Source organism: Streptomyces megasporus, from assembly GCF_000718985.1.
GTDB lineage: Bacteria > Actinomycetota > Actinomycetes > Streptomycetales > Streptomycetaceae > Streptomyces > Streptomyces megasporus.
On the sequence record NZ_JODL01000005.1, the window covers coordinates 81,018 to 100,806 of the forward strand.

The 19,789-nt window shown below is 71.1% G+C and carries 17 protein-coding genes, 2 tRNA genes and 1 pseudogene; 9 read left to right on the plus strand and 11 right to left on the minus strand.

Annotated elements, in window-relative coordinates; genetic code table 11:
* The first annotated feature begins 56 nt into the window (after positions 1 to 56).
* The 4 genes from chvE to IF47_RS0106530 are packed head-to-tail and all read left to right on the plus strand — an operon-like array spanning position 57 to position 5,151.
* A complete protein-coding gene (chvE, locus tag IF47_RS0106515) occupies positions 57 to 1,166 on the plus strand; it encodes a multiple monosaccharide ABC transporter substrate-binding protein (protein ID WP_031507330.1) in 1,110 nt (369 codons plus the stop codon).
* A 27-nt stretch (positions 1,167 to 1,193) separates the two neighbouring features.
* Positions 1,194 to 2,759, plus strand: a complete 1,566-nt coding sequence (gene mmsA / locus IF47_RS0106520; RefSeq protein ID WP_031507331.1) for a multiple monosaccharide ABC transporter ATP-binding protein — start codon at positions 1,194 to 1,196, stop codon at positions 2,757 to 2,759.
* Positions 2,756 to 3,985, plus strand: coding sequence for a multiple monosaccharide ABC transporter permease (mmsB, locus tag IF47_RS0106525; RefSeq protein ID WP_031507332.1), 1,230 nt, complete (start codon positions 2,756 to 2,758; stop codon positions 3,983 to 3,985). Before mmsA ends, mmsB begins: the two co-directional genes overlap by 4 nt.
* Positions 3,982 to 5,151 (plus strand): aldose epimerase family protein, encoded by a 1,170-nt coding sequence (locus tag IF47_RS0106530; protein WP_031507333.1) that lies wholly within the window; start codon positions 3,982 to 3,984, stop codon positions 5,149 to 5,151. The genes mmsB and IF47_RS0106530 overlap by 4 nt, the downstream gene beginning before the upstream one ends.
* A 104-nt stretch (positions 5,152 to 5,255) precedes the next feature.
* On the opposite strand, the gene arfA is transcribed toward IF47_RS0106530, so the two are convergent.
* From arfA to IF47_RS0106560, 6 genes are all read right to left on the minus strand, one after another.
* On the minus strand, positions 5,256 to 6,752 hold the full coding sequence (gene arfA / locus IF47_RS0106535; protein WP_031507334.1) for an arabinosylfuranosidase ArfA: 1,497 nt from the start codon (positions 6,750 to 6,752) through the stop codon (positions 5,256 to 5,258).
* A gap of 109 nt (positions 6,753 to 6,861) precedes the next feature.
* Positions 6,862 to 7,860 carry an arabinan endo-1,5-alpha-L-arabinosidase gene (locus tag IF47_RS0106540; RefSeq protein WP_051717146.1) on the minus strand — a complete coding sequence of 333 codons (999 nt, stop codon included), beginning with the start codon at positions 7,858 to 7,860 and terminating at the stop codon, positions 6,862 to 6,864.
* Positions 7,861 to 8,098: 238 nt separating this feature from the next.
* Complete coding sequence (locus tag IF47_RS0106545; protein WP_078591634.1) at positions 8,099 to 8,896, minus strand: carbohydrate ABC transporter permease; 798 nt, start codon at positions 8,894 to 8,896, stop codon at positions 8,099 to 8,101.
* A gap of 140 nt (positions 8,897 to 9,036) precedes the next feature.
* Complete coding sequence (locus IF47_RS0106550) at positions 9,037 to 10,002, minus strand: carbohydrate ABC transporter permease (RefSeq protein ID WP_031507338.1); 966 nt, start codon at positions 10,000 to 10,002, stop codon at positions 9,037 to 9,039.
* On the minus strand, positions 9,999 to 11,354 hold the full coding sequence (locus tag IF47_RS0106555; RefSeq protein ID WP_031507339.1) for an extracellular solute-binding protein: 1,356 nt from the start codon (positions 11,352 to 11,354) through the stop codon (positions 9,999 to 10,001). The genes IF47_RS0106550 and IF47_RS0106555 overlap by 4 nt, the downstream gene beginning before the upstream one ends.
* Before the next feature lie 339 nt (positions 11,355 to 11,693).
* Entirely contained in the window at positions 11,694 to 12,710 is a 1,017-nt protein-coding gene (locus IF47_RS0106560) for an NADP-dependent oxidoreductase (RefSeq protein ID WP_031507341.1), read from the minus strand.
* Between the two features lie 83 nt (positions 12,711 to 12,793).
* Between IF47_RS0106560 and IF47_RS0106565 the strand changes: the two genes are divergently transcribed.
* Positions 12,794 to 13,258: a MarR family winged helix-turn-helix transcriptional regulator gene (locus IF47_RS0106565; protein WP_031507342.1), complete on the plus strand. Its 465-nt coding sequence runs from the start codon at positions 12,794 to 12,796 to the stop codon at positions 13,256 to 13,258.
* A gap of 49 nt (positions 13,259 to 13,307) precedes the next feature.
* Here the strand turns inward: IF47_RS0106565 and IF47_RS0106570 are convergent, their stop codons facing one another.
* The 3 genes from IF47_RS0106570 to IF47_RS0106580 all read right to left on the minus strand — a co-directional run bounded on the left by IF47_RS0106570 (position 13,308) and on the right by IF47_RS0106580 (position 16,072).
* On the minus strand, positions 13,308 to 14,222 hold the full coding sequence (locus IF47_RS0106570; RefSeq protein ID WP_031507343.1) for a hypothetical protein: 915 nt from the start codon (positions 14,220 to 14,222) through the stop codon (positions 13,308 to 13,310).
* A gap of 168 nt (positions 14,223 to 14,390) precedes the next feature.
* Positions 14,391 to 15,257 carry an SMP-30/gluconolactonase/LRE family protein gene (locus IF47_RS0106575; protein ID WP_031507344.1) on the minus strand — a complete coding sequence of 289 codons (867 nt, stop codon included), beginning with the start codon at positions 15,255 to 15,257 and terminating at the stop codon, positions 14,391 to 14,393.
* A 35-nt stretch (positions 15,258 to 15,292) separates the two neighbouring features.
* Positions 15,293 to 16,072, minus strand: a complete 780-nt coding sequence (locus IF47_RS0106580; protein ID WP_031507345.1) for an IclR family transcriptional regulator — start codon at positions 16,070 to 16,072, stop codon at positions 15,293 to 15,295.
* Positions 16,073 to 16,291: 219 nt separating this feature from the next.
* On the opposite strand from IF47_RS0106580, the gene ligD reads away from it, so the two are divergent.
* Positions 16,292 to 17,185 carry a non-homologous end-joining DNA ligase gene (gene ligD / locus IF47_RS0106585; RefSeq protein WP_031507347.1) on the plus strand — a complete coding sequence of 298 codons (894 nt, stop codon included), beginning with the start codon at positions 16,292 to 16,294 and terminating at the stop codon, positions 17,183 to 17,185.
* Positions 17,186 to 17,212: 27 nt separating this feature from the next.
* Here ligD and IF47_RS0106590 read toward each other — a convergent pair whose 3' ends face one another.
* A complete protein-coding gene (locus tag IF47_RS0106590; protein ID WP_031507348.1) occupies positions 17,213 to 17,524 on the minus strand; it encodes a hypothetical protein in 312 nt (103 codons plus the stop codon).
* Positions 17,525 to 17,723: 199 nt separating this feature from the next.
* On the opposite strand from IF47_RS0106590, the gene IF47_RS0106595 reads away from it, so the two are divergent.
* The 3 genes from IF47_RS0106595 (at position 17,724) to IF47_RS0106605 (ending at position 19,106) form a co-directional block, all read left to right on the plus strand.
* Positions 17,724 to 17,796: transfer RNA gene (locus IF47_RS0106595), tRNA-Asn, on the plus strand.
* A gap of 213 nt (positions 17,797 to 18,009) precedes the next feature.
* Positions 18,010 to 18,083: transfer RNA gene (locus tag IF47_RS0106600), tRNA-Ile, on the plus strand.
* 534 nt (positions 18,084 to 18,617) lie between these two features.
* Complete coding sequence (locus IF47_RS0106605; protein WP_031507349.1) at positions 18,618 to 19,106, plus strand: hypothetical protein; 489 nt, start codon at positions 18,618 to 18,620, stop codon at positions 19,104 to 19,106.
* A 133-nt stretch (positions 19,107 to 19,239) separates the two neighbouring features.
* On the opposite strand, the pseudogene IF47_RS30105 reads toward IF47_RS0106605, so the two are convergent.
* A pseudogene (locus IF47_RS30105) lies at positions 19,240 to 19,655 on the minus strand (IS1380 family transposase); the annotation flags it as partial.
* Between the last annotated feature and the right edge of the window lie 134 nt (positions 19,656 to 19,789).

Genomic DNA, 19,789 nt, shown 5'->3' on the forward strand with positions numbered 1-19,789 from the left:
CGCCCCCTCGGCACTCCGCTCGCCCCCACCACCCACACGGAGGGAACCGAACCGACATGCGCACCCGCACCCGCACCGCCAGAGCCCCCCTGGCCCTCGGCGCCGCCCTCGCCCTCGCGCTCACCGCCTGCGGCCAGAGCTCCGAGGGCGGCAGCAAGGCCGGTGACGACGACCCCAAGGGCGGCACCATCGGCATCGCCATGCCCACCAAGTCCTCCGAGCGGTGGATAGCCGACGGAAAGAACATGGTGAAGGCGTTCGAGGCCAAGGGCTACAAGGCCGATCTGCAGTACGGCGACGACAAGGTGGAGAACCAGGTCGCGCAGCTCGAGAACATGATCTCCAAGGGGCACGAGGCGCTGGTGGTCGCCGCGATCGACGGCTCCTCCCTGACCGACGTGCTCCGCCGCGCCGAGGAGGCGGGCATCCCCGTCATCGCCTACGACCGGCTCATCCGCGGCACCGGGGACGTCGACTACTACGCCACCTTCGACAACTTCAAGGTCGGCGAACTCCAGGGACGGTACATCGTCGACGCGCTGAAGCTGGAGGAGAACAAGGGGGAGAAGTTCAACCTGGAGCTGTTCGCCGGCTCGCCGGACGACAACAACACCGGCTTCTTCTTCCGCGGCGCGATGAACGTGCTGAAGCCCCACATCGACGACGGGCGGCTCGTCGTCCGCAGCGGCCAGACGGCGATGAACCAGGTCACCACCCTGCGCTGGGACGGCGGCACCGCCCAGAAGCGGATGGACGACCTGCTCAGCCGCCACTACGGCGGCGAGCGCGTGGACGCGGTGCTCTCCCCCTACGACGGCATCTCGATCGGCGTCATCTCGGCCCTGAAGAGCGCCGGTTACGGCACCGCGGCCAAGCCCTACCCCGTCGTCACCGGGCAGGACGCCGAGTTGGCCTCCGTCAAGTCGATCATCGCCGGGCAGCAGACCCAGACCGTCTTCAAGGACACCCGCGAACTCGCCCGACGCGCCGTGGAGATGACCGACGCCGTGCTGAACGGCGACAAGCCGGAGGTCAACGACACAGAGTCCTACGACAACGGCGTCAAGACCGTCCCGGCCTACCTGCTGGAACCGGTCAGCATCGACAAGTCCAACACCGACCTGCTCGTGGACGAGGGCTACTACACCGCCGACCAGCTCGCGTAGCCCGCCCGAGACCACCGGGAGACGACCATGAGCAGCGTTCTGGAAATGCGCTCCATCACCAAGACCTTCCCCGGGGTCAGAGCGCTGTCCGGGGTGAACCTGACCGTCCGCAGCGGCGAGATCCACGCCGTCTGCGGCGAGAACGGCGCGGGCAAGTCGACGCTGATGAAGGTGCTCAGCGGTGTCCACCCGCACGGCGGCTACGAGGGGGAGATCCTCTTCGAGGGCGAGCCGTGCGCGTTCCGCGACATCCGGGCCAGCGAGCGGCGCGGCATCGTCATCATCCACCAGGAACTCGCCCTGGTCCCCTACCTCTCCATCGCCGAGAACATCTTCCTCGGCAACGAGCACGCCCGGCGCGGCGTCATCCGGTGGAACGAGACCGTCCGCCACGCCGCCGAGCTGATGCGCCGGGTCGGGCTCCACGAGAACCCGCAGACCCGCGTCGCCGACATCGGCGTGGGCAAGCAGCAACTGGTGGAGATCGCCAAGGCCCTGGCCAAGAGGGTCAGGCTGCTGATCCTGGACGAGCCGACCGCCGCGCTCAACGACGAGGACAGCGCCAAGCTCCTCGACCTCCTCCTGGAACTGCGGTCCCAGGGCATCGCCTGCATCCTCATCTCCCACAAGCTGGGCGAGGTCCGGCGCGTCGCCGACACCGTCACCGTCCTGCGCGACGGGCGGACGATCGAGACGCTGTCCGTCCGCCCCTCCCCGGGAGCTCCCGCGGAGGTCTCGGAGGACCGGATCATCCGCGGCATGGTGGGCCGGGACCTGGACCACCGCTTCCCCGAACGCACCCCCTACCGGGGCGAGGGAGCCGGGGCCGTCGCGCTGGAGATCTCCGGCTGGACGGTCCGCCACCCCATCGACCACCAGCGGAAGGTCGTCGACGACGTGTCGCTGACGGTGCGGCGCGGCGAGATCGTCGGCGTCGCCGGGCTGATGGGCGCGGGCCGCACCGAGTTGGCGATGAGCGTCTTCGGGCGCTCCTACGGGGTGTACGCGGGCGGGACGGTCCGGCTGAACGGCCGGGAGGTCGACACCCGCACCGTCCCCGCCGCGGTCGCCGCGGGCCTCGCGTACGTCACCGAGGACCGCAAGACCTACGGGCTGAACCTGATCGACACCGTCAGCCGCAACATCTCGCTGGCCTCGCTGCCCGGTCTCGCCCGGGCCGGGATCGTCGACGAGCACCGGGAGCGGCGGGTCGCCGAGCGGTACCGGGCGTCGATGAACATCAAGACCCCGACCGTCTTCGAGCAGGTCGGCCGGCTCAGCGGCGGCAACCAACAGAAGGTCGTGCTCGGCAAGTGGGTGCACGCCGACCCGGAGGTGCTGATCCTCGACGAGCCCACGCGCGGCATCGACGTCGGGGCGAAGTACGAGATCTACACCGTCGTCGACCGGCTCGCCGCCCAGGGCAAGGCGGTGTTGATGATCTCCTCGGAGCTGCCGGAGCTGCTGGGGATGTGCGACCGGATCTACACCATGGCGGCCGGTCGGCTGACCGGCGAGGTGTCCCGCGAGGACGCGAGCCAGGAAGTACTGATGCGCCACATGACGATGGACAGAAGCCGAGGTCCCCGATGAAGACCGCCCCGACCAAGACCGAAGGCAGCGGCGAGCCCCGCTCGGGGGGAAGCACCGCCGGCGCCCTGCTCGTGCGCACCGTGCGCGCCAACATGCGGCAGTACGGGATGCTCGTCGCGCTGGCGCTGATCGTCGTGCTGTTCCAGATATGGACCGACGGCAACCTCCTCAAGCCCGTCAACGTGTCCAACATCGTCCAGCAGAACAGCTACATCCTCATCCTGGCCATGGGCATGATGATCGTGATCATCGCCGGCCACATCGACCTGTCCGTCGGCTCGCTGGCCGCCTTCGTCGGCGCGGCGGCGGCCGTGATGATGGTCGAGTACGACATGGCCTGGCCCCTGGCGCTGGCGTGCTCCCTGCTGATCGGCGCGTTGGCGGGCGCCTGGCAGGGCTTCTGGATCGCCTACGTGGGCATCCCCTCGTTCATCGTGACGCTCGCCGGGATGCTGCTGTTCCGCGGCGGCACCCAGATCCTGCTGGAGGGCCAGTCCCTGGCGCCCTTCCCGCGGGGCTTCCAGAACCTCAGCCAGGGCTTCCTGCCCGAGGGCGGCCCGCTCTCCGACTACCACGACCTGACGGTGCTCATCGGCGTGGTCGTGGTGGCGGTCGTGCTGGTCCAGCAGTGGCGCGACCGCCGCCGGCAGCAGGCGTACGAGCTGGAGGTGCTGCCGCTGAACCTGTTCGTCCTCAAGTGCGTGGCGATCGTGGCGGCGGTGCTGGCGTTCACCCTCACCCTGGCCAGCTACCGGGGCGTCCCGGTGGTGCTGCTCGTCATGTGCGCGATCCTGATCGGGCTGGGTTTCGTGATGCGCAACGCCGTCATCGGCCGCCACGTGTACGCGCTGGGCGGCAACAAGGCCGCGGCCAGGCTGTCGGGCGTGAAGGACGCCCGGGTCACCTTCCTGGTCTTCGTCAACATGGGTGTGCTGGCGGCGCTGGCGGGCTGCGTGTACGCCGCCCGGCTCAACGCCGGCACCCCGCAGGCGGGCATCAACTTCGAACTGGAGGCGATCGCCGCGGCGTTCATCGGCGGCGCCTCCATGAGCGGGGGCGTGGGTACCGTGCTGGGTGCCGTCATCGGCGGTCTGGTGCTCGGCGTGCTCAACAACGGCATGTCCCTGGTGGGCATCGGTACCGACTACCAGCAGGTCATCAAGGGCCTGGTCCTGCTGGCGGCGGTGGGATTCGACGTCTGGAACAAGCGAAAGGTGGGCACGTGAGCACCAGCAGACGCGCAGTGATCACGGCTGCCGCGGCGGCCGGGTTGACGGCCGCCGCGGCCGTGGGGCCGGGAGCGGGAGAGGCGCACGCCAAGCCCGGCGATCCGTCCCCGCCACGGCGGAAACGGTTCGGCGAGCTGGCGGACGGCACCGCGGTGGACGTCTGGACCCTGGCGTGCGGCGGCACCCGGCTGAAGGTGCTGTCCTACGGCGGTGTCGTGCAGTCCCTGGAGGTGCCCGACCGCGACGGCCGGTACGCCAACGTCTCGCTCGGCTTCTCCGACCTGGCCTCCTACGTGGAGAGGTCGCCGTACTTCGGCGCGCTCATCGGCCGTTACGGCAACCGCGTCGCCGACGGTCGCTTCACGCTCGACGGGCGGACGTACGAGCTGCCCCGCAACGACAACGGGCACAGCCTGCACGGCGGCGACCAGGGGTTCCACACCCGGGTGTGGCGGGTGGAGCCGTTCACCCGACGCGGCGAGGTCGGGCTGGTCCTGACCCGCACCAGCCCCGATGGCGAGATGGGCTACCCGGGGACGCTTCAGGTCCGGGTGGAGTACACGGTGACCCGGCAGGGCGACTTCCGGATCGACTACGAGGCCGTCACCGACAAGCCCACCGTCGTCAACCTCACCAACCACACCTACTTCAACCTCGCCGGCGAGGGCGCCGGAAGCGTCCTGGACCACCGTCTGGAGGTGGCCGCCTCCCGCTACACCCCGGTCGGGAGGACGCTGATCCCCACCGGCGAGTTGGCGCGGGTCGCGGGCACGCCGTTCGACTTCCGCCGGGCCAAGCCGATCGGGGCGGACATCCGCGAGGCGCACGAGCAGATCCTGTTCGGTCAGGGCTACGACCACAACCTCGTGCTGGACAAGGGCATCACGGCCGAGCCGGAGCACATCGCCACCGTCACCGAGCCCGTCTCGGGCCGGGTGATGCGGATCGCCACCACCGAGCCGGGCGTGCAGTTCTACAGCGGCAACTTCCTCGACGGCACCCTGGAGGGCACCTCGGGGCGGGTCTACCGGCAGGGCGACGGGTTCTGCCTGGAGACCCAGCACTTCCCCGACTCCCCCAACCAGCCCTCCTTCCCCACCACCGTGCTGCGTCCGGGGCAGACGTACCGGACCACGACGGTGCACTCCTTCTCCACCGAGTAGCCGGCTCGGAGCGCTCCGCCCGGGGCGGTGAGCGTTCGGCGGGGCGGTCCTTCACGGGCCGCCCCGCCGTCGTGTTCCCCGGGCGCCGCCGGCGCCCTACGGGGTCAGGCGAGTCGGATGACGTTCCACGACATCGGCTCCAGGACGGTGCGCAGCGCGCCGTCCTTCAGTTCGGTGCCCTCGCCGGGGTGCGGGGCGACCCGCTCGGGGTCGTCGAGGGTGTTGCGGGCCTCGGGGTCGGCGTCGGCCAGCACGCTGTGCTCGACGACGTCCTCCAGGGCGAGCCCGCGCAGGTCCACCTCCAGGGGCAGGGCGTCGCGCTGCCCGCGGTTGACGGCGAAGACGGTGACGGCCCCGCTGTCGTCCCGCACGGCGGTGGCGTGCAGCAGCGGCACCTCGCCGTACTTCGCGGTGGTGTACGTCGGCGACTCCACCCGGACGTCCAGCACCTGCCCGCGTCCGTACCGGGAGGCCTGGGCGAAGGGGAAGAAGGTGGTCTGCCGCCAGGCCGGGCCGCCCGGCTCGGTCATGATCGGGGCGATCACGTTGACGAGTTGGGCCAGGCAGGCGACGGTCACCCGGTCGGCGTGGCGCAGCAGGGCGATCAGCAGGGAGCCGAAGACCACGGCGTCGGTGACGGAGTACACGTCCTCCAGCAGCCTCGGCGCCTCCTCCCAGTCGGGCGGGGTCTGGGCGTGGTGGCGCCGCTGGTACCAGACGTTCCACTCGTCGAAGGAGAGGTTGATCCGCTTGGAGGACTTCAGGCGGGCGCCGACGTGGTCGCAGGTGGCGACCACGTTCTCGATGAAGGACTCCATGTCCACGGCGGAGGCCAGGAAGGAGTCGCGGTCGCCGTCGATCTCCTCGTAGTAGGCGTGGAGGGAGATGTGGTCCACCAGGTCGTAGGCCTCGGCCAGGACGGTGGCCTCCCAGGCGGCGAAGGTGGGCATGGCCTGGCTGGAGCTGCCGCAGGCGACCAGTTCGAGGGAGTCGTCGATCTGGCGCATGGCGCGCGCGGTCTCGGCGGCGAGCCGGCCGTACTCCTCGGCGGTCTTGTGGCCGGTCTGCCAGGGGCCGTCCATCTCGTTGCCCAGGCACCACAGCCGGATGCCGTAGGGCTCCTTGTCGCCGTGCGCGGCGCGGAGGTCGGAGAGCGTGGTGCCGCCGGGGTGGTTGGCGTACTCCAGCAACTCCCTGGCCTCCTGCACGCCGCGGGTGCCGAGGTTGACGGCCAGCATGGGCTCGCCGCCGACCTTGCGCACGAAGTCCATGTACTCGGACAGGCCGAAGCGGTTGGTCTCCAGCGAGCGCCAGGCGGGGTCCAGGCGGCGGGGACGCCGGTCGACGGGGCCGACGCCGTCCTCCCAGCGGTAGCCGGAGACGAAGTTGCCGCCGGGGTAGCGGATGGCGGTCACACCCAGTTCACGGACCAGGTCCAACACGTCGGTGCGCAGGCCCTGTTCGTCGGCGGACGGATGTCCGGGCTCAAAGACGCCCGTGTAGACGCAGCGGCCGAGGTGCTCCACGAAGGAGCCGAACAGCCGAGGGTCGACCTCGCCGATGGTGAAGGCGGGGTCGAGGGTGAACCGTGCGGTGCTCATGGATTCCTTCCGTCGGGGACGGTCCGGTGTCGAGTGGGAGGTGTCGGGCGGGGAGGTGCCGGGGCGGGTGGGGCCGGGTGCGTGCGGCCCCACCCTGGGTTGAAAGGTTTCAGTAGGCTACCGGCCAGCCGTTGTCCCAGCGCAGCAGGTTGATGCCGAGGGTGGGCGAGCCGTTGTTGGCGCCGTCGTAGTAGTGGTAGACGAGCAGGTCGCCGTCGACGTCGGCGAGGACCGACTGGCCGCCGGGGCCGACGATCCGGCCGTGGGTCTCCAGGACGACCGTGCCCCCGTTGTTCCGCATGTCCACGCCGTTGCGGTCGCGGAAGGGCCCGGTGGGGCTGGTGGAGCGGCCGACGCGGATGCTGTAGGTGCTGTCGGTGCCGGCGCAGCAGCGGTCGAAGGACGCGAAGAGGTAGTAGTGGCCACCGCGCTTGATCAGCGTCGGTCCCTCGATGCCGTTGCCGGTGGGGTTGCGGGCGGCGACGGAGTACAAGGTGCGGTCGCCGGGGTGCTGCTTGCCGGTGGCCGGGTCGATCCGGATCGTCTTGATCCCCGACCACCAGGAGCCGAAGGTCAGCCACCACGTGCCGTCGCCGTCGCCGAAGAGGTTGGGGTCGATGGCGTTGTAGCCCGAGGACGAGGTCGTGGCGTGGACCTGACCGTGGTCGGTCCAGGTGCCCGGAAGTCCGGTGGGGCTGGTGGCCACGCCGATGGCGGAGTGGCTGGAGCCGAAGGTGGAGAGGGAGTAGTACAGCCAGTACCGGCCGTTGTGTTTGGAGATGTCGGGCGCCCAGGGGCTCTGCTCGGGCGAGTACCGACTCCACCACGAGGGCGGGGTGCGGAACGCCGGTCCGGCGTGGGTGAAGTGGATCCGGTCGGTGGAGATACGGGCCTGGGGTCCGTCGTGGGTGGAGTACAGGACGTACCGGCCGTCGTCGAGGCGGATCATCGACGGGTCGTGGACGGAGACGTCACCGGTGACCCGGCCCGGGTTCGGGTAGGCGGTCGCGCTGCCGGGCACCAGGGCCACGAGCAGGCCCAGGAGGACGGCGACCAGCACGGTCGGGGAACGGCGGACGCGAACGCGCCCGCCCGGTCGGTCGTTCATACGGCTCCTTCGTCGGTCCTCGTTCGTCGTTGGTCGTTGGTCAGTCGTCGGTCGTCGTTGGTCGGTCGTCGTTGGTCGTCGGTCGTTCGGGGCGCGCGGCGCCCCGAGGTCCCCTCGTGTCCGTGGTCGAGGGGACCGACGGGCCTCCTCTCGTCGTCGGGTTCGTCCGGTGGCCGCGGGCTCCTTCCGGGGCCCTCCCCGCGGCGCGGGTCCCGGCCCCGCTCGTCCCGCCGTCGCCTCACTGACCGGCCAGGCCCGTGTGGGCGACGCCGCGGACGATCTGCCGCTGGAAGAAGGCGAAGACCAGCAGCAGCGGCAGCCCGGCGATCACCAGCGAGGCCATCACCTGGGCGTAGCGGGCGCCGTAGGTGGACTGGACGTTGACCAGGCCGACCGGCAGCGTCATCGCGCCCGGGTCGGTGGTGACCAGGAACGGCCACAGGAAGTTGTTCCAGGTCTGGATGAACGTGAAGATGGCGACGGCGGCGAGGACCGGCCGCGACAGCGGTACGACGACCGTCCAGAACACCCGCCAGCGTCCCGCGCCGTCGACGAAGGCCGCCTCCTCCAGTTCGCGCGGCACCCCCTCGAAGAACTTCACCAGGATGAACACCATGGCGGGGACGGCGACCTGGGGCAGGATCACCCCCCAGTAGGTGTCGACCAGTCCGAGGGAGACCATCTCGGCGAACAGCGGGGCGATGAGCACCTGCGGCGGCACCATGATCCCGGCCAGCACCAGCCCGTAGAGGAACCGGCGGCCCCGGAACTCGGTGCGCGAGAAGCCGTAGGCGGCCATGGCGCAGGTCGCCACGGTCAGCGCGGTCGTCACGACCGATATGTAGGCGGAGTTGAGCATCCACCGCCCCAGATCGCCGGAGGCCCAGACCTTCCCGTACGCCTCGAAGGTGATCCGCGATCCGACCCACTCCAGCGAGGTCCGCGTCGTCTCGTTCTCGGGCTTGAGGGAGGTGGCGACCGCCCAGGCCATCGGCAGCACCCACAGGACCACCAGGACGAGCGCGACGGCGAGCATCGCGACGCGGCCCGGGGTCCACCGCGGCCCGCGCCCGTCCTCCGCGCTCGGGGAGCCCTTCCTCGGCCCGATCTTCCTCCGCCCGGCGCTCGCCGCGTCGAGACCTCTCCCGGCGGTCGGTCCGGCCTTCACGGTCGCGCTCACTTGGCGGCCTCCTCACGGGAACGGCGGGTCATCCGCAGGTGGATCAGCGAGACGATCACGATCAGGGCGAAGAAGACGTAGGAGACGGCCGAGGCGTAACCGATCCGGTAGCCGGTGAAGCCCGCCTCGTAGACGTACTGGAGGATCGGACGGGTGCTCTCGTCGGGTCCGCCGCCGGTCATGATGTAGACCTGGTCGAAGATCTTCAGCGAGGCCAGGAGTTGGAGGATGACCACCACTCCGGTGGTGCGGGCGAGCATCGGCAGTGTGACGTGCCGCAGCCGGTGCCAGGCGCCGGCGCCGTCCAACTCGGCCGCCTCGTACAGGTGTCGCGGGATGGCCTGGAGCGCGGCGAGGTAGAGCAGGAAGTTGAAGCCGACCGTCCACCACACGGTGGTCAGCACGATGGAGAGCATCGCGTAGCGGGTGTCGGTGAGCCAGCCGACCTCGGGGGTGAGGCCGACGGACTTCAACAGCAGGTCGGCGAGGCCGAAGTCGGAGGGGTAGATCATCCACATCCACAGCAGGCCGACGACGCCCGAGGGCAGCAGGAAGGGCGCGAACCACGACAGCCGCCACAACCACTGGACCACCCTCAGGTGGTGGGCGAGCAGGGCCATGACCAGCCCCACGAGGACCAGGGGCGCGGTGGACAGCAGGGTGAACCAGACGGTGTTCCACAGCGAGGACCACACCGCCGGGTCCCGTAGCGCCTCGGCGTAGTTGTCCAGGCCGACGAAGTCGCTGCCGGTGCCCGCGATGTTGTCGTTGCCCAGGCTCATCTTGACGCCCAGCAGCAGCGGCCAGACGAGGAAGGCGGCGTAGAGCAGCAGGAAGGGCGCGGTGAAGACCAGGCCGTGTTCGAGCGGGCGCCGGCGCACGGTCACGGGTCGGGCCTTCTCGCCGGCGTCGGCGGTCGCCGCCGGCGGCGGGACCGGGGCGGTGGGCGCGGTCGCGGTCATGCCTCGTCTCCCAGTGGGTTGGGGGTGTCGAGCAGTTCCCGGAGCCGGGACGTGGCCTCCTCCAGGGCCTCCCGCGGCGTGCGGGAGCCGGTGAGCACTCCGGAGAAGACCGCGCCGAGTTCGATCCACATCGTCGAGGCGGAGCCGGCGAACCAGGCGGGCGGGTCCAGCGCCACGTCGTCGATCACCGACCGGTACTCCGACTGCGGCTCCAGGTCGAGGTAGGCCGGTTCCTCCAGGACGGGCAGGTACGCGGGGACGTGGCCGCCCTTGGCCCACTCGACGGTGTTTCTGATCACCCAGGCGACGAAGGCGTGGGCCGCCTCGTTGGTCTCGCCGCCGCGGTCGCGCTGGTGGGGGAGGACGAGGCAGTGGGAGTCGGCCTGGGCGGTCGGGCGTCCGAACAGGGCGGGCACGCGGGTCATGGAGAACGGCAGTTCCAGGTTGGCGAAGGTGCTGACCTCCCACTCGCCGTTGAGGAGGAAGGCGGTCTCCCCGCCGCCGAAGACTCCGACCGTCCCGTTGTAGTCGACCCGGCGGTGGGCCAGGCCCTCGTCGGTGAGCCGCCGCATGAAGCGCAGGACGTTCAGGGCCTTGGCCTCGTCGATGGTGATGCGGGTGGCGTCCTCGTTCAGGAGGGTGCCGCCGGTCTGGGAGTAGAAGGTGGAGAACAGCCGCCAGGGGCCGATGGTTCCGGCGCCGAGGGTCTCGACGACCAGTCCGGGCTTGCCGGTGACCTTCCCTGCCGCGCGCAGCGCGGCGACGAACTCGTCCGTGCCGCGGATCGGTTTCAGTCTGCCGTCCGGGGCGAGCAGTCCGGCTTTCGCGCAGATGTCGGTGTTGTAGTAGAGGACCATCGGGTGCGTGTCGAGCGGGACGGCGTACTGTGCCCCGTCGACCCGTCCACGCTGCCACAGGTCGGCGGGGAAGTCCCGTTCGGTGACGCCGTGTTCGGCCAGCAGGTCGAGGTCGAAGGCGTCCAGCAACCTGCCGGGCCCGAAGCCGGGCAGCCGCGCCAGGTGCAGGGCGGCGACCTCGGGGGCTCGTCCGCCGGCCCCCGCCATGCCCAGCTTGGTGTAGTACGGGGCGCCCCACTGGAGCGTGGACGCCTCCAGGGCGATCTCGGGGTGCGCCGCGCGGTAGGCGTCCAGCATCGTCCGCATGTTCACGCCGTCTCCGCCGCCGAAGAGGTGCCAGAAGCGCACCCTGGTCCGGCCCCGGCCGACGGCCGCGGGGGCGGCGCATCCGGCGGTGCCGGCCGCTCCGGCGACCGTCAGGGCGGCCAGCCCGGCCATGCCGCCGAGCACGCGCCGCCGGCTGGGAGCGCGGCTCGACAGGGAGGTTCGGCGCATACCATCCACCTCACGTCCGATATTTCGAATAGCGATCGGTGACTCGAACGGGAAGGTAGGTGGAGCGACCGTCCGCGTCAATGGTTTGCGCAGAAACAGGTGTGGCAGCCGACACAGCGGACGGTCCGGGGAGCCCGCCCCGACCGGGCGCACGGAAAAGGCCGCCCCGGCGGTGCCGGGACGGCCTTCTTCGGCGCGGTACGCGCCCGAGGCGTCGGACGACGTCAGGCGACGATGGTGTGCGGCGCGTCGATCGGGTGGCGGGACCCGCGCCGACGGAGCCGGCCCTTCCGGCCGCCCGCCCCGCCGCTCGTCTCCTCGATCGCCCGGTGGGCCGGATCAGTCGTCGAGGCTGACGACCATCTTTCCGATGTTCTGTCCGCGGAGCATGCCCAGGAAGGCGTCCACCGCGTTCTCGATGCCCTTCACCACCGTCTCGCGGTACTTGAGCTCACCGGAGCGGATCCACCCCGAGACCTCCTCCACGAACTTCGGCCGCAGGGCGGCGTGATCGTTCACGATCATGCCCTGGAGCCGCAGCCGCTTGCCGATGACGAGCGCGAGGTTGCGCGGGGCGGCGGGCGGTTCGGTGGCGTTGTACTGCGCGATCATGCCGCAGATCGTGATACGGCCGTGCAGCTTCAGGGCGCCGATGGCGGCCTCCAGGTGCTCCCCGCCGACGTTGTCGAAGTAGACGTCGATGCCGTCGGGGGCGGCCTCCTTCAACTGCCGCGACACCGGACCGTTCTTGTAGTTGAAGGCGGCGTCGAAGCCGTACTCCTCGGTGAGCAGCCGGACCTTCTCGTCCGACCCCGCGCTGCCGATGACACGCGAGGCCCCCTTGAGCCGGGCGATCTGACCGACCTGGCTGCCGACCGCGCCCGCCGCGCCGGAGACGAAGACGGCGTCCCCCTCCTTGAAGGAGGCGACCTCCAGCAGCCCGGCGTAGGCCGTCAGGCCGGGCATGCCCAGCACTCCGAGGTAGGTGGTCGGCGGGGCCAGCTCCGGATCCACCTTCGACGCGTGCTTCGCGTCCAGCGTGGCGTACTCGCGCCACCCCAGCCCGTGCAGCACGTGGTCGCCCGGGGCGAGGCCCTCGGCCTCGGAGGCGACGACGACGCCGACGGCCCCGCCGTCCATCGGCTCGTCCAGCCGGAACGGCGGCACATAGGACTTGCGGTCGTCCATGCGTCCGCGCATGTACGGATCGACCGAGAGGTGGAGATTGCGCACCAGGACCTGGCCGGGGCCGGGAGCGCGCACGGGAGCCTCGCGCAGCGCGAAGTCCTCCGGGGTGGGCCACCCCTGCGGACGGGCCGTCAGGTGCCACTCGCGGCCGGTGGTGGGCAACGTCATCAAGAGCCTCCAGAAGCTTCAGTACCTGAAACAACCATCCCCTTCACATTTCACACTGTCAAGTAAATCGGTAGGCTGGTGCCATGTCCTCCCGCTCCTCCCGGCCCTCCCCCGCCGATCCGCTCACCCTCGAGGTCGTCGAACTGATCGGCTCGGTCGTCGCCCGCTACCACCAGGAGTACGACGAGGCCGCCGGCCGGTACGCGCTGACCGGCGCCCAGGCCCGGCTGCTCACTCTGCTCCAGCACCGCCCCCTGCCCATGCGGGAGATCGCCCGACGGTTGAAGTGCGAGCCGTCGAACGTGACGGGCATCGTCGACAGGTTGGAGGCCCGCGGGCTCGTCGAGCGCCGCTCCGACCCCGCCGACCGCCGCGTCAAGCTCGCCGCCGTCACCGAGGAGGGCCACGACACGGCCGAACGGCTGCGCGCCTCGCTGGACTTCGCCCGTGAGCCCCTGGCCGAGCTGACTCCCCTGGAACGCGCCACCCTGCGCGAACTGCTGCAGCGCATGCTGGGCGCCGAGCGGCGGGAGACCGCCGGGGAGTGACGCGGGGTGACCGGGAACGGCCGGTCCCGCGTCCGCTCCCCCCGGGGCTCTAGACGCACCACCACATGAAGCGTTCGCAGGTCGGTTCCGGCTCGGGCTCCGGTTCGGGTTCCCGGGTGGGCTCGGAGGGCGGCGGGTCGGCGGGCGTCGCCTGCGGCGGCTCCGGCTCCCGGGTGGGGTCGCCGGTGGGCTGTGGCGGCACCGAGACGGCTCCCGACTCGGTCGCGGTGGCCGAGGGGTCCGCCGAGGCGGAGCCGTCCGGGTCGGCCGACGCATCGGCGGACTCCGACGGGTCCGCGGAGGAACCGTCGGAGGCGGAGGACGAGGGCGAACGCGAGGTGGACGACGGCCCGCTTCCGTCCGGCTGTCCGCCTCCGGGCAGGCGATCGGCCACGCCCCCCTCACCGGCCGAGCCGTCGTCGGACACACCGGCGTCGTCCGTGCCGAAGGAGGGGAGGGGGAAATGCTCCAGCCCGTCCTCCGTGGTGAACTCCGCGATGCCCAGCGTGGCCAGTCCGGCGCCGAGCACCAGCCCCGCCACGGCCGTCCGGCGGCGGCGCCCGGCGTACGAACGGGCCCGACGCCCGCGCCGTCCGCGCCGGACCGGACCCTCTTCGGCGTGCTCGCCGTCGTGCTCGTCGGCCGACTCCTCGCCGTGCACGCCGCTTTGGTCCTCGTACGCCCCGGCATGGGCGTCCGGGGTGCCGTGGACGCCGTGAACACCGTGGACGCCGTGAACACCGTGGACGCCGTGGGGATCGGCGGGAGGAACGTTCTGGGCCTCGTGACCGGGCGGGATCCCGTGATCGACCCCCTGCCCACCGAAACCGTCGCCGTACCCGCCGTCAAGGCCGTATGCGTCACCGACGCCGTACCCGTCACCGCCACCGTACGGAGCGTACGAACCGTACGCCCCGTACCCGTGTCCGGCCGGCTCCGGAGCGGCGACCGGCTCGACGTACACGGCAGTGGGCGTGTCCGTCGACGCCAGGTCGTGGCCGGGTGTGCCACATCCCGGGCAGGAAAGGGCACCGTTCAGATGCCGACGGCACGTGACGCAGTAGGTCATGGAGTCCGCAGAGTACGAGCGTGTGTGCGGAGAGCGAAAGGCTCCCCTTGTGAAGATCTTGTGTCAACCCGCGAAAGGCGGCTGCGCCACGCCCTGTCCCGCGTCCGGCAGCACCAGGAGCGAGCCGGCCAGCGGCTCCGCGGCGGGGTCGACCCCGGTGCGGGCCGTGGTGATGTAGAGGTCCCGCAGTTCCGGCCCGCCGAAGGCGCACGCCGTCGTGTTGCCGGCCGGCACGGGGATCGTGCGGTCCAGCCGGCCGTCCGGGGTGTAGCGCCGGACCGCGCCGCCGCCCCACAGGGCGACCCACACACAGCCGTCCGCGTCCACCGTCAGTCCGTCCGGGAAGCCCGCCCCCTCCTCGATCTCGACCAGCGTCCGGCGCCCGGTCACCTCCGGGCCGGCCACGTCGAAGACGTCGACGCGGCGGGTGGGGGTGTCGATGTGGTACATCAGCCGCCCGTCCGGGCTCCAGCCCGTGCCGTTGCTGATCGTCACGTCGGCCAGGACGGTCGTCGCCGAGCCGTCCGGGGCGACGCGGACGAGCGTGCCGCCGCCGGTGTGCTCGTCGTACGCCATCGTCCCCGCCCAGAGCGCGCCGTCCGGGGCCACGGCCGCGTCGTTGCCCCGGCGGCCGGGCACGGGATCGCGGTGCAGCCAGGAGAAGGAACCGTCCTCCTCGTACCGGCCCACTCCGTCACGGAGGTTGACCACCAGGCCGCCGCCCGCGCGCGGCTTGGCCGCTCCCACGTGCTGTTCGGTGGTCAGCACCGTGCGCCGACCACGGGCCGGGTCCCAGGTGTGCACCCGCGAGGAGAGGATGTCCACCCATATCAGCCGCTCGTTCGCCGCGTCCCAGGTCGGCCCCTCGCCCAGCAGCGCGTCGTGCCGCACCGCGACCTCGAGCCTCGCCGCCCCGCCCGTTCCGGTCATCGCCGTCCGCCCCCTTCTTCTCGCGTCCGTTCCGCCTACGCCGCGCCCCGGTACCCGAGCCGCGCCGACAGGTCGGCGGCGCCCTCGGCCGCCAACGCCTCCAGTTCGATGCGCCGTTCCTCACTCCAGCGGATGGTGGGCACCGAGATGCTGAGCGCCGCGACCACCCTGCCGGTGCCGTCGCGCACGGGCGCGGCGACACAGCTCACGTCCGGATTGGACTCCCGCTCCTCGACGGCGATGCCGCGCGCGCGGATCTCCGCCAGCGCCTCGCGCAGCTCGGCCGGGGAGGTGATGGAGTTCTCGGTCATCGCCCTCAGCGGCTCGTCGTCGGGACCGGGCAGACGGGCGTCCAGCTCCTCCCTCGGCAGCGAGGCCAGCAGCATCTTCCCCACCGAGGTGCAGTGCGCCGGCAGGCGCCGCCCGGCGGCGGAGACCATCCGCACCGCGTGGGTGCTGTCCACCTTGGCGATGTAGATGACGTCCGCGCCGTCCAGGATGGCCACGTGCACCGTCTCGTCGCAGGTCTCGGCGACCTTCCGGGCCACCTGCTGCCCCTCGGCGGCGAGGTCGAGCTGCTCCGCGTAGCGGCTGCCGAGCTGGTAGGTCCGCACGCCCAGGCGGTAACGTCCGGGCTGTCCGGGCACGGGCACCAGGTACGAGCGCGCGGCGAGCGTGGTCACCAACTCGTGGACGGTGGTGCGGGGCAGGCCCAGCCTGCGGGTGATCTCGGGCGCGGACAGGGTGCCGTCCCCGTCGAGGAAGAGTTCCAGGATGTCGAGAGCTCTGGTCACGGCCGGTACGAGACGTCCCATCGCCGCCCTCCCCTTCTCCCCGGCCCCCCGGGTCTTTCACCGTTCGAGATTCCGAAGACTGATCGGAATGACGAACACAGGCTATCGGCAGGCCGAACCACCCGGCAACGACCCCCTTCTCCCCCGTCCCTCACGCGCCCTTCCCGCGCTTTCCCGCCGCCTTCGCACACCCCCGTCCGCCCTCCGCATGAACCGGGCCGGCCGTGGCACTCGTCCCCCATGCCGAACACCGTCGTGGAAGGCCGCGATCTGGCCCTGACCAGCCTGGACAAGGTGCTCTACCCGGCCGCCGGCTTCACCAAGGGCGACGTGGTGGAGTACTACTCCTCCGTCGCCGAGGCGATCCTCCCCCACCTGCGGGACCGCCCGGCGTCCTTCGTCCGCGCCCCCGGCGGCGTGGAGAGCAGTCCCTTCATGGCCAAGCACGTGCCGCCCGGCACGCCGGACTGGGTGACCGTGCGCGAGGTGCACCGCGTGGACGGGACCACCGACCGGCAGGTTCTCGTCCAGGACCTGCCGACCCTGCTCTGGGCCGCCAACCTGGCCGCCCTGGAGATCCACGTGCCCCAGTGGCGACTCCCCGAGGAGGGGGAGGCCGACCGGTTGGTGCTCGACCTCGATCCCGGCGCGCCCGCCACGGTCGTCGAGTGCTGCGCGGTGGCCCGCTGGCTGCGCGACCGACTGGCCCGGGACGGCCTGTCCGCGTACGCCAAGACCTCCGGCTCCAAGGGCCTCCACGTGCTCGTCCCGCTCCAACCCACCGACGCCGACGCCGTGGCCGAGTACGCCGAACGGCTGGCCCGCGAGGCGTCGGAGGCGCTGCCCGACCTGGCCGTGCACCGGGTGCCCAAGAGCCTGCGCACGGGCCGGGTCTTCGTCGACCACAGCCAGAACGCCTGGACCCGCACCACCGCCGCCCCGTACACCCTGCGCGCCCGGCCCCGGCCGTCCGTCTCCACACCGGTGACGTGGGACGAGGTCGCCGGGTGCTCGGAACCCGACGACCTCGTCTTCACGGCCGGGGACGTCTCCGGCCGGCTCGACCGACACGGCGACCTGCTCGGTCCCCTGCTCGACTCCTCCCGCGCGGGCCGACTGCCGGACGGGGGCTGAATCCCCGTCCCGCCCGTCCGGGCCCGTTCAGGTGTTGCTGGTGCCCCAGTCGTCGTCGAACGGCGTGCGCTGCGCCGCGCCACGCCCCCGCAGGCCACGCACCTTGTCGGACACCGTGCCGGGAAGCCGGTCGCCCATCCGCTCGGACACCGTGTCGAGGGCCTTGCCGGCCATCTGGCGACCGTTGGTCGTGGCGGACTCGTAGGCGTTGCGCACCGCGGGGTTCTCCATGAACTGCCGAGCGGTCTTGCGCAGTTGCTCGTACTTCTCGCGGCCGGCTCGCGTGCCGAGCACGTACCCGACGGCCATCCCTGCGACGAACGTGAGCCGGTAGCGCATGGCTCCACCCTTTCCTCGGACATCTCCCTGAACACCCCTCGTACCGGGGTGCGCGCCGCGGTCCGCGGCGGACATCCCACGAGTACCCCGAGGGCCGGAGCGGATACCGATTTCAGAGCACCCCCCGGCATGCGCTAATGTATTCCTCGCCAGCAGGGAACGCCCCCGGAGCTCCGGGAGGGCGGTCCCGACAGAGCAGTCCCCTGTAGCTCAATTGGCAGAGCAGCCGGCTGTTAACCGGCAGGTTACTGGTTCGAGTCCAGTCGGGGGAGCAGTGGAAGAGGGGCTCCGAATGGAGCCCCTCTTCGGCGTACCGGGCGATCTTCCGGGTAAGTGCTCCCCGTCGCGGCGAAACCGACAACCCGGCGATCGCGGGCTTCATCGGTCCTTCATCGGTCGATGCCTCCCCCGGCACGGGCGGGAGATCGTATGAGCGGCTATGCTGCGGCAGACGGCGCGCACAGATGTGCGCGACGCGCCGTCCCGGGGCGGTAGCTCAGCCGGTTAGAGCAGCGGACTCATAATCCGTCGGCCGTGGGTTCGAGTCCCACCCGCCCCACTCACCGGACCGGGAAGACGCTCCGGGCCTGTGCCCGACCTCCGGAGCGGTTCCTTCCGGATCCCTGCCGCGCCCCTCCCAGCCGAGGTGGAATCGACCACTCTCCCTCGTGTCCGGGGTAGGCAAGCTCAGCGAGTCGAAGCAGTTCGGTTTCCCACCCGATCATGTGGCGGACTTGCCGGGCGTGGAGGCAGCCGCGAACGATGTGCGGCCGACGCCGACGACGGCGGAGGAAGCGACGAGGCCCACAGGCGGGGTCGTCCGCCGAGCACGCCCGGGAGACGTGCACGTGCCGCTTGGCGTCGACATCGAGGATCTCGTCGGGTCCGAGTCGGGACTGTGGCCGGGCGCAGCCCATACCGGTCGGCAACCGACCCCCTGGACCTTCCGACGGGCGGGCGGTGCGTCCGTACCACCGCACCTCGGGAACGTAACGATTCGCTCGATGCTTTCGGCCCAGAGCGAAAGGGCTTCACACCACCGGTCCGACTGCCACAGACTGACGGCGCCTCAGGTACGGCTAGGAGAAGAATCGTGCGCAAGCGCATCCTCGGAGTTCTCGCCACAGCCGCCGTGTTCGCCGGCGTCGTGGCGGCGAACGCCACCCCGGCGTCGACCGCCACCCCGGCCACCACCCCGGTGTCGACCACCACCTCGACGACCGACACGGGCTGGATCACCCAAGCGGAAGTCCACGGCAGCACGAACACGGCGATCGCCGTGGACAAGGTCACCCCGGCCGGTACCGTCCAGGTCCGCCACGGCATCCACGCGGGGAAGCAACACGGCTGGGGGCGTGCGGTGAACCCGAAGGAGGGCTACAACCTCGTCTTCGAGGTCGACCTCGACGGAGACCGCCGACCGGAGAAGCAGTGGACGTGGTCGTACCTTCCGGAGGGCGGCCTCAGGTGGACCGGAGGGTATCCCACGTCGTCCAGCAGCGACCGCGCGTTCCGCGCGTGCATCACCAGGCACAACTCGTGTTCGCAAACCACTTCCGACTACAGAACCGCTTGGTGGTAAGCCCCGGGCGGAACAACCCCGCGCACGCCGCCGCCACCGGCTGTGAACCTGGATCCATCGGGCGGATCGCGGTAAGCGTTTCCGGGTGATTCCGGCGCGGGTTTTCGTTGATGGGTGTGGATGATCGCCAGGTGGCCGACCGTGCCGGGACCGCGATCAGGTGACGGCGGATAGTGCCGGTGCGGGCCCTGGCGTGGAACACGGAGGCCAGGGCTCCCAAGGCGCGGGTGAGGTTGTGGGCGAGCGTGGCCAGGGCGGGCCAGGCCGCGTCCGCGGTGAACTTCCCGACGACAGCTGCCCGAGCGCGGTGTCCTCCAGGTCTGCGAAAACTTGCTCCACGATCGTGTGCGCGCGGTGACGCCTCTCCGCCTCGACCAGCTCGAAGGGGCTATCGGGGAACACCACGTGGAAGCGCCAGGTGGTGAACAACTCGCCTTGCCCACCCGGAACGTGGGCGTCGTTCAGGCGCTTGACGCGGCGAATGAGCAGCCGGGCAGCCGTGTCGTACTTCTTGGCCTTGTCGGTGAAGGCGGTGTACTCCACCCTCGCGTCCGCCGCTGTTTCAGCCGCGCCCGTCAGGCGGCCCTTGTCCCGGACCAGCGTGGGCAGGCCGCACTGCTCGGTCGGCCGGAGGGTCGGCTCCAGCCCCGCCGTGCGCCAAGAGATTCGGATCGTCGAACGCG

Coding starts and splice junctions, on each gene's coding strand:
- IF47_RS0106580 (WP_031507345.1), bottom strand. CDS start 16,072: ATGGGACGTCTCGTACCGGCCGTGACCAGAGCTCTCGACATCCTGGAA.
- IF47_RS0106560 (WP_031507341.1), bottom strand. CDS start 12,710: ATGACGTTGCCCACCACCGGCCGCGAGTGGCACCTGACGGCCCGTCCG.
- IF47_RS0106590 (WP_031507348.1), bottom strand. CDS start 17,524: ATGCGCTACCGGCTCACGTTCGTCGCAGGGATGGCCGTCGGGTACGTG.
- mmsB (WP_031507332.1), top strand. CDS start 2,756: ATGAAGACCGCCCCGACCAAGACCGAAGGCAGCGGCGAGCCCCGCTCG.
- IF47_RS0106540 (WP_051717146.1), bottom strand. CDS start 7,860: ATGAACGACCGACCGGGCGGGCGCGTTCGCGTCCGCCGTTCCCCGACC.
- mmsA (WP_031507331.1), top strand. CDS start 1,194: ATGAGCAGCGTTCTGGAAATGCGCTCCATCACCAAGACCTTCCCCGGG.
- IF47_RS0106575 (WP_031507344.1), bottom strand. CDS start 15,257: ATGACCGGAACGGGCGGGGCGGCGAGGCTCGAGGTCGCGGTGCGGCAC.
- IF47_RS0106555 (WP_031507339.1), bottom strand. CDS start 11,354: ATGCGCCGAACCTCCCTGTCGAGCCGCGCTCCCAGCCGGCGGCGCGTG.
- chvE (WP_031507330.1), top strand. CDS start 57: ATGCGCACCCGCACCCGCACCGCCAGAGCCCCCCTGGCCCTCGGCGCC.
- arfA (WP_031507334.1), bottom strand. CDS start 6,752: ATGAGCACCGCACGGTTCACCCTCGACCCCGCCTTCACCATCGGCGAG.
- IF47_RS0106550 (WP_031507338.1), bottom strand. CDS start 10,002: ATGACCGCGACCGCGCCCACCGCCCCGGTCCCGCCGCCGGCGGCGACC.
- ligD (WP_031507347.1), top strand. CDS start 16,292: ATGCCGAACACCGTCGTGGAAGGCCGCGATCTGGCCCTGACCAGCCTG.
- IF47_RS0106565 (WP_031507342.1), top strand. CDS start 12,794: ATGTCCTCCCGCTCCTCCCGGCCCTCCCCCGCCGATCCGCTCACCCTC.
- IF47_RS0106545 (WP_078591634.1), bottom strand. CDS start 8,896: ATGCTCGCCGTCGCGCTCGTCCTGGTGGTCCTGTGGGTGCTGCCGATG.